Source organism: Sphaerotilus sp., assembly GCF_031429695.1.
In the GTDB taxonomy this organism is placed as follows: domain Bacteria; phylum Pseudomonadota; class Gammaproteobacteria; order Burkholderiales; family Burkholderiaceae_C; genus Sphaerotilus.
The window spans coordinates 1-7,380 of the sequence record NZ_JANPAB010000037.1 but is presented as its reverse complement, the minus strand read 5'-3'; the positions used below and the strand labels follow the sequence as shown (position 1 = coordinate 7,380).

10 protein-coding genes are annotated in these 7,380 nt (G+C 63.4%); 9 read left to right on the top strand and 1 reads right to left on the bottom strand.

The window, feature by feature from the left end:
• Positions 1–124: 124 nt before the first annotated feature.
• The 9 genes from RMP06_RS07055 (at position 125) to RMP06_RS07015 (ending at position 7,066) form a co-directional block, all read left to right on the top strand.
• Positions 125–808: a Rha family transcriptional regulator gene (locus tag RMP06_RS07055; RefSeq protein WP_310461068.1), complete on the top strand. Its 684-nt coding sequence runs from the start codon at positions 125–127 to the stop codon at positions 806–808.
• Between the two features lie 115 nt (positions 809–923).
• A complete protein-coding gene (locus RMP06_RS07050; protein WP_310461067.1) occupies positions 924–1,883 on the top strand; it encodes a DUF7146 domain-containing protein in 960 nt (319 codons plus the stop codon).
• Positions 1,880–3,607, top strand: a complete 1,728-nt coding sequence (locus RMP06_RS07045; RefSeq protein ID WP_310461066.1) for a hypothetical protein — start codon at positions 1,880–1,882, stop codon at positions 3,605–3,607. The genes RMP06_RS07050 and RMP06_RS07045 overlap by 4 nt, the downstream gene beginning before the upstream one ends.
• Positions 3,608–3,609: 2 nt before the next feature.
• Positions 3,610–4,107: a TubC N-terminal docking domain-related protein gene (locus tag RMP06_RS07040; protein WP_310461065.1), complete on the top strand. Its 498-nt coding sequence runs from the start codon at positions 3,610–3,612 to the stop codon at positions 4,105–4,107.
• Positions 4,107–4,313: a hypothetical protein gene (locus RMP06_RS07035; RefSeq protein ID WP_310461064.1), complete on the top strand. Its 207-nt coding sequence runs from the start codon at positions 4,107–4,109 to the stop codon at positions 4,311–4,313. Before RMP06_RS07040 ends, RMP06_RS07035 begins: the two co-directional genes overlap by 1 nt.
• 176 nt (positions 4,314–4,489) lie before the next feature.
• Positions 4,490–4,726 carry a hypothetical protein gene (locus RMP06_RS07030; protein ID WP_310461063.1) on the top strand — a complete coding sequence of 79 codons (237 nt, stop codon included), beginning with the start codon at positions 4,490–4,492 and terminating at the stop codon, positions 4,724–4,726.
• Positions 4,723–5,043, top strand: a complete 321-nt coding sequence (locus RMP06_RS07025; protein ID WP_310461062.1) for a hypothetical protein — start codon at positions 4,723–4,725, stop codon at positions 5,041–5,043. The genes RMP06_RS07030 and RMP06_RS07025 overlap by 4 nt, the downstream gene beginning before the upstream one ends.
• Complete coding sequence (locus tag RMP06_RS07020; protein ID WP_310461061.1) at positions 5,040–5,933, top strand: hypothetical protein; 894 nt, start codon at positions 5,040–5,042, stop codon at positions 5,931–5,933. The genes RMP06_RS07025 and RMP06_RS07020 overlap by 4 nt, the downstream gene beginning before the upstream one ends.
• Before the next feature lie 224 nt (positions 5,934–6,157).
• Positions 6,158–7,066: a sigma factor-like helix-turn-helix DNA-binding protein gene (locus tag RMP06_RS07015; RefSeq protein WP_310461060.1), complete on the top strand. Its 909-nt coding sequence runs from the start codon at positions 6,158–6,160 to the stop codon at positions 7,064–7,066.
• Positions 7,067–7,275: 209 nt separating this feature from the next.
• Here RMP06_RS07015 and RMP06_RS07010 read toward each other — a convergent pair.
• Positions 7,276–7,380, bottom strand: a 105-nt coding sequence (locus RMP06_RS07010; protein WP_310461069.1) for a transposase domain-containing protein, incomplete at its 5' end; no start/stop codon positions are given.

Sequence of the window (7,380 nt, the reverse complement as noted above, 5' to 3'; positions counted from 1 at the left end):
CAGGTGGTGGAGTTGCAGGTGCGGGCCGCAGTGCTCAACCGCTTCACCCACTTGGGCACCCCGGTGACGCGGGCTGTGGCGTAACTCCGTCTGGGGTCAGGGGAAACTCAGCCTCGGCTGGGTTATGCAACAAAGCCCCTCCGCAGCACTCGTTACCGTGGCACGCGGTCAACCGATGACCGACTCGCGCCTAGTGGCTACCGAGTTCGGCAAGTCACACAAGAACGTCCTGCGCTCGATCGACGCGATTCAGGTTGACCTGTCGCCGGAGTTCTGGCGGCTCAATTTTGAGCCACGAGATTACGCCGACGACCGCGGCAAGGTGCAACGCATGTTCACCCTGACGCAAGCCGGGTTCACTGCGCTGGTGATGGGCTTCACCGGCAAGAAGGCGGTTTCCCTGCGCGAGCGGTTCATTGTTGCCTTTCAGCGCGTCACTGCCGAACTCGCCCGCCTTAAGGCACAACGAGCCGCACCAGAGTGGAAGCCGGCACGCCTTGCCAGCAAGAGCGACTTCTTGAACGTGGTCGAGATGCTGAAGGAGTGCCGGGAAGCAAAGGGCAAGATTACCGAGCGCCACCACTACACCAACGAATCGAAGCTGATGCGATTCGCCTTCAGTGGCGACACTTCGACCAAATGGAGCCGCGACAACCTGAGCGCCGAGGATCTGAAGCTGCTTGCGAAGATTGAGCGCCTGAACATGCGGATGCTTGCCCGAGAGCTGTCCTACTCCGATCGCAAGGCGCAGTGCCGCGCCCTGTGGCTGCGTGAAACCGGCTTCATCCTCGAAGGCGGCGCAGCATGAAGAACCTCATTCCTTCAATCGTCTGCGCCCTGCTGGCCTCAGTCAGTTACGCCGCGTGGCTGGGCACTGCTGCCGCTCCCGTAATTTCTGCCGCCCTGGCCGCGGGTGGTTCGCGATGAGCCGCCATTTGATTGACGCCATCAGCGCCGCACTGGGTCAAGCTCCCGAGCGCGAGATCATCCCCGGCGAGTTCCTGCGCTTCGGTGGGCGAAACAAGCCGCTGTGGGTGAAGCTATTCGCCGACGGTCGAACCGCCGTCTTCGGTTCATGGATCGACGGCACATCAGCCACATGGACCGAGGGCGGGAAGGCGCTTTCCCATGCGGATCGTGCCGCCGCTGCTGAGATGGTGCGCACCCAGCGACTGCGCCGCGAGACTGAGCAGCGCGAGACATGGGCGAAAAACTCGGCAGACATCGCGGTTCAGTGGTCCCGCGCCCATGCGCTGCAACCCGGCGACCCGGTGACGCTGTACCTCAAGCGCCGATTGGGCGCAGTCCTGTGGCCGCTGCCGGCTGCCCTGCGCTACGTGCCGAGCCTCCCGTACTGGCATGACGGGGCAGAGATCGGCCGATTCCCGGCGATGGTGGCCGCCATTACGAACCCGGCCGGAGAGCTGGTGTCGATCCATAGGACATGGCTTACACGGGACGGGCGAAAGGCGGACGTGCCTGGGCCCGTCAAGAAGCTGACTCGCACGTGCGGGCCGCTGGCCGGTGCCGGCATCGCGCTGTGGAACTCGCCTGATGAACGCGGCGTGATCGGTGTGGCCGAGGGTCTGGAGACCGCCCTGGCCGCGCACCACGGTGGCCGGATGCCCGTCTGTGCGGCTTATTCAGCCGGCGCACTGGCCGCTTGGCAATGGCCCGCAGCAACCCGGCATCTTGTCATCTGGGCAGACCACGACGAAGCCGGCACCGACTCGGCAAAGAAGCTGCGAAGCCGTGCCCATGCTGCCGGACTGACTGTGACGACGAAGACACCCAGCGAACCCGGCACTGATTGGGCCGATGTGGTTTTCGCTCGCAACACTGCCGCGACTGTCGGCGCCGAAGAAGAAGGGGGTTCCAAGTGAGCGCCAAAGAACACGACTTCACCGACATGGCGAGCATTGAGGCCGCCGACAAATCGCCGATGGACCATGCCCGCGAGATCCTGGCTGCAGCCGTGGCCGGCGACGTGGGCGCACCATTTGCAGACTCTGCACTTGACGTGCTTCGCTCGCTGAAGGAGGCGAATCTGGCCGATTGGATGCGGGTCCGTGCCGGCCTCAAGGGCGCCAAGGTGTCGATCACCGAACTTGACCGGGCGATGCGGACCAGTGGCGAAGAGTCAGGCCCCGATGGCGTGGCCGATGCCCTTATCGAGCTTGCCCGCTCCCGTGCTGAGTTCATTCACGATCCGGACGGCGAACCATACGCGGTCATCCATGACGGCAACGTGCGCCAGACCTTGCACATCGGGTCAAAGGCGTTCGGCGAGTGGTTGAGCTTCGCGCACTACCGCGACACCGACCGCGCCCCGAGTGAGAACGCTGTCAAAACCGCACTGTCAACGCTGGCCGGTCAAGCGAAGTTCGACGGCGCAGAGAAGGCGGTTTTCCTGCGCGTGGCGACCACGGAACCGGGTACGTACTGGCTTGACCTGGCTGACGACGCATGGCGATCTGTGCGGATCGACCGGCATGGATGGGCCATCGTGCAAGGTGGAGACGCGCCGCTGTTCACCCGCTCGGCATCCATGCGCCCGCTGCCTGAGCCTGCGCCCGGTGGCGATCTGTCGGCGCTGTGGGAACTGGTCAACATCCCCGAGGTAGACCGGGTGACGGTGGCGGCGTTCCTGGTCGAATGCCTGCGCCCCGACACCGCCTATCCGGTGCTGCTGATGTTCGGCGGTCAAGGCACGGGCAAGAGCTGCACGCACAGCATGTTGCGCAACCTGTTCGACCCGAATCAAGTGAACTTGCGCGCCGCACCGAAGACGGTTGAGGACATGTGGGTCGCCGCCCGTAGCTCGCACACGGTTTCGTATGAGAACCTTTCTCACCTGACGCCAGCGCAACAGGACGCGCTTTGCACCGTGGCGACGGGTGGCGGAGTGGCAACCCGGACCCTGTTCACGACTTGCGATGAGACGGTGATTCAGGTCAAGCGCCCTGTGATGTTGAACGGCATCGCGGCAGTGATTACCGCGCAGGATCTGATCGACCGCGCCATTCTGGTCGAGCTGCCTACGGTGACGCACCGCCGCACAGGTGGAGCCATTGAAGAGGCATTCAAGGCCGAACACCCGCGCATTGTCGGCGCCCTGCTTGACCTGTTCGTGTCGGCGCTGGCCGTGCTGCCGTCCGTCGATATTCCGGCGGAAAGACTGCCGCGCATGGCCGATTTCACGCTGCTGGGTGAAGCAGTGGCCCGCGTGCTGGGGAAGCAGCCGGGCGAGTTCCTGGCCGCCTACACCGCCATGCGTGTCGAGTCTGTACACCGCACGATTGAGGCGTCACCTGTCGGCGCGGCGTTGGTGGCGATGCTGGAGGCTCGCCCTCATGGGTTTGACGGCACCGTCAAGGATTTGATGCATACGCTTGGTGACTACCGCCCTACCGGCGAAGCGTGGCCGATGTCAGCAAAGGGCATGGGCGACGCGCTGCGCAGGCTCGCCACGTCCATGCGATTGATCGGGATCGACATCAAGGACCGGGGGCGCAGCAAACAAGGGTACTGCGTGCGAATCGCGCGCCTACCTGCCGAGACGGTGAAAGCCATCCCTGTTGCCACCCCCGCGACTGAGGAATTCTGAGAATGAGCCACGCTGCTGAACTGCTGAGTGAGCTGTCTGGCCGTGGCGTGTCGGTCACGGCTGGCACAGAGGGGCGCCTTCTTGTCGCTCCCGCCGATGTCCTGACCGACACCGACCGCGATCAGATCCGCGCCAACAAGCCCGCGCTGCTGGAACTGCTGCGCCGCCCGCCCGCCAACGATGCCAAGCGCAAGCCGGTACCGATGCCTTTCATCAAGGTGGATGTGCGGATGCTTTGCGGTCTGGACGATGCCGAGATTTCCCGGATGGCGCAGCGCGTCAACGTTGTCCGGCGAGCCGGCTACAGCCTGGATGACGCGGAGGTGATCGCCGATCGGCTGCTGATGAGGGACCGCACGGGGCTGGGTATGCATGCCTGCCTCGAATGCTCCCGCCTGTCTGCACGTCGCTGCACTGCTCGCCCGATTCAGTCGTTCGACCCCCGCGACTTGCACGAACTGCGCCACTGTCCGGTGTTCCTGCCGACGAGGGGTGCGTGATGGGTGCCGATCGCTGGCACCAGATGACCGCCACGCTGGCCGGTGACACGCTGGCGTTGCCGGCTGGTATTGGACAGTGCCGGCGCTTCCACAAAGCAACCGAAGCCGAACGCCAAGAGGCATTGCTTCTGCTGGTGTTTGAGAGGACGCCGGGTGGCAATTTCCGCAGCCTGCGAGCCGCTGCCGGCATCAAGTCGGCGGAATGAACCTAACGCCTTAAAAGGCCCGGTATCAATTGACGCCCGATGACTTGTTAAGCGACAATTACTGTATGAAAACACAGTATCAACGCCATGTTTGAAGAGCTATCGGCTTTGGTGGTGGGTGGCCTTCTGGCGTGGCTGGTGCTTCATCTGCTTGAACTGCTGGGGGTGTTGTGACGATGGCGAGACGATTCGAGGGCGTGCCGGTAGAGCGGCTGATTGCATCGGTGCCGACTGCATTGGTTGAGCAAATAGATTCCCTGCTGTGGGAAAACAGGCAACACCCGGCCCGCCGCTGCCGTTCGGAATACATCCGGCTTGCACTGGCTGAGAAGCTGGCCCGTGACCGTCGCAAGCTGATGATTACCAGCCGCGATTGCGCGCGCGCCCGCGACTCTGTAAAGGCGACTAAATGACTGCACGAAACTGGAACAGAGTTTTACCTATTCGCCTGCCGATGGTTGACCGAACCACGGGCATGGTCACGCGGGAATGGGTGCAGTTTCTCCTGTCGGACGGGCACAAGATTGGACGGGACTTCGACACTGCAGACGGCACCATTGCATCGATGTCTGTCGTCGTTGATGCCCAGTCCGTGCGCATCGCCGCACTTGAGGCCCGCGCCTTTTCGCAGGCTGCCCGTATCTCTGAGCTGCTGGACGCTGTAGACCTTCTCCGCGCTGACGTTGAGGCGCTCCAGTGCGCTCCCGTCGCCTACCTGACCCAACCATGACAGCACCCCTTCAATCCCCGCGCTTTGCTGCTTTTACCGACACGGGCGCACCCCTTGTCGGTGGCCTGCTGTGGACGATGGCATCGGGCACCACGACGCCCAAGGTCGCCTTTCAGGATGCCGCGCTGTCGATTGCACACACGACCAATCCAATTGTTCTCAATGCCCGTGGTGAGGCTTCTGTGTGGCTTGGTGAGGGTGCCTACCGCTTGCGCCTGACGGACTCGTCAGACCGTCTGCAATGGGACGTGGACGGCGTGACCGGTCCCGAGGCGCTGGGTACTGCCAAGACGCTGACAGACGCCCTGCGCGCCGACCTTGCTGGAGGTGGCGCAACTCAAGGCGCGGCAATGGTGACCCTGCGCGACCCGTCAAGCAGGTGGGCCGCTGTCAACCTGGAAGAGCTGGCCGGAGAAGTCGATTCCCGGCTGTCAACGCTCGCCATCGCCCAGTCCGGACACGGTAGCCGCCTGTCAACTGCTGAGGGCACGCTGACCGAGCAGGGTGCCCGGCTGGCTGCCGTTGAGGCGCTGGCCGCTGCTGCCGATGCATCCGGGTCGTTCACGCCGGTATTGGTAGGCGCGGCACAGTCCGGCACGGTGACAATGGCCGGACGCTGGGCACGCTCTGGAAAGCTGGCTGTCTGGTCGGTCACGGCCACGCCTGAGGCGGGAGGGAGCTACAGCAGCGCCGCAGGGTCCACGCGGATTGACGGCCTGCCATTCACGGCGCTGGCGATGCCGTCCGCCTTCTCGATTGCCTACGCCAACGGGGGCAACTTCGGCACGGGAGCCTTGACCACTACCGGCGCGGCGATGCTGCCGACATTCACGACACAGTCCAGCGCACACGGAACCGCAGTGTTCTCGGGGTCGTTCATCATCGCCTGACCCCGCACGATCCAACCGAGGCCCGCCGAGCGCGGGTTTTCTTTCGTCTGCCTGTCCGAGAGTTACAGGGTTCGAGGCGAGCGGGTTACATAGATCGACCCCTGATAAGCGGATCAACTAGCGATAACCCCGAATTATCAGTAGTGATGCAACATGGGTGTTGCGTGTAACTCATGAGGCACCTATCATTGCTGCAACTCCCCTGTTGCATAGGATGCTGACCAATGAAGCCCACCGATCCCGCCACCGTCGCCCGTGCCGTCGCACTGCGCCGCACGCATAGCCTGAAACAGATCGCCGATGAACTAGGCGTGTCGTCCGGAACCGTCAAGAGCTGGATGGCCCGCGCTGGTGTCCGGCTGGGCAACAACGAGGCGCTACGGGCACTGATGACCCTTCCGCCGATCAAGGCCAGCGAATCGACAGCCGTAGCACTGGCGCCCGAACTGCCGGCGCTGGAGGGTGTAACGGGTATTCCTGACGTTGACGCAATGCTGTGGCTGCGTGCCGTCATCGCCACCGAACACCCGGACCACATCGCCAAGGCACTAGAAGCAGTCAAGCGGATCAAGACGCCACCGAAGGAACTCGAAACCGCTTACATGATGTGGATTCGTGCCCGTCAGGGGGATATGGCCGCCGTCTTCGCTTCGATTGGGTTTGCTGACCTGAAGGCCGCAGCGAAGAAGGCGACCAAGGACGCGACCACCAGGGCCGAAGGGCTGGCGCGGTTTGGCACTGCCGCTGCACTGCTGGCGGATACCGAGGCTGAACAATTCTGCATTGAGACTCTGCACGGGCTTGATGGTGGCGGTACGCTTGACGGGATCGACCCCGCAGAGGTAGCGCAACGGTTCAAGGCCCGCCCCGATCTTCTGCCGATGACGCTGGACGACTGCCTGTTCGAGCTGGCATATTGGAATGACCTGTACCAACTGCGCCGCCCGCTTGATTACGTCGAGCACGCCCACGAGGTCTACGCCCGTGAACGGTTCGTCTTCGCGGAGCTGGCGCACATCCGACCCCGCACCAAGGCGGAGGCAATCGACGTGCTGCGCTTTCTCGCTGAGGACGGGGAGGACCGCATGGACGATGAACACACGCAGGCGATTCTTGAGAACCTGATCGCGTGACCCTGCGAGCGGGGACGGTGCAGAACTGCACAGACCCCACCCTAGTTTCAATCGAGGGTCGCATTCCTGTGACGATCACAGGTTTCATGCCGTCGCCCCTTTCACGACTTGCCCGTTTTAGGGGTCGGTCCAATTCTGGGCATACCCTCAATTACCGGGGAATCTGGTAAATCGTGAGCGACCAGCGGTCCCCCGTCAGGCAACCCTGATCAGTCCGGGCCTTGCGGCGGCTGCCAGCGATGAGGCAGCAAGTCGTCGATGCGGCTGTTGAGGTGGGAGGGCAGCCGAGCGAGCACGTCGCGCAGATAGGCCCA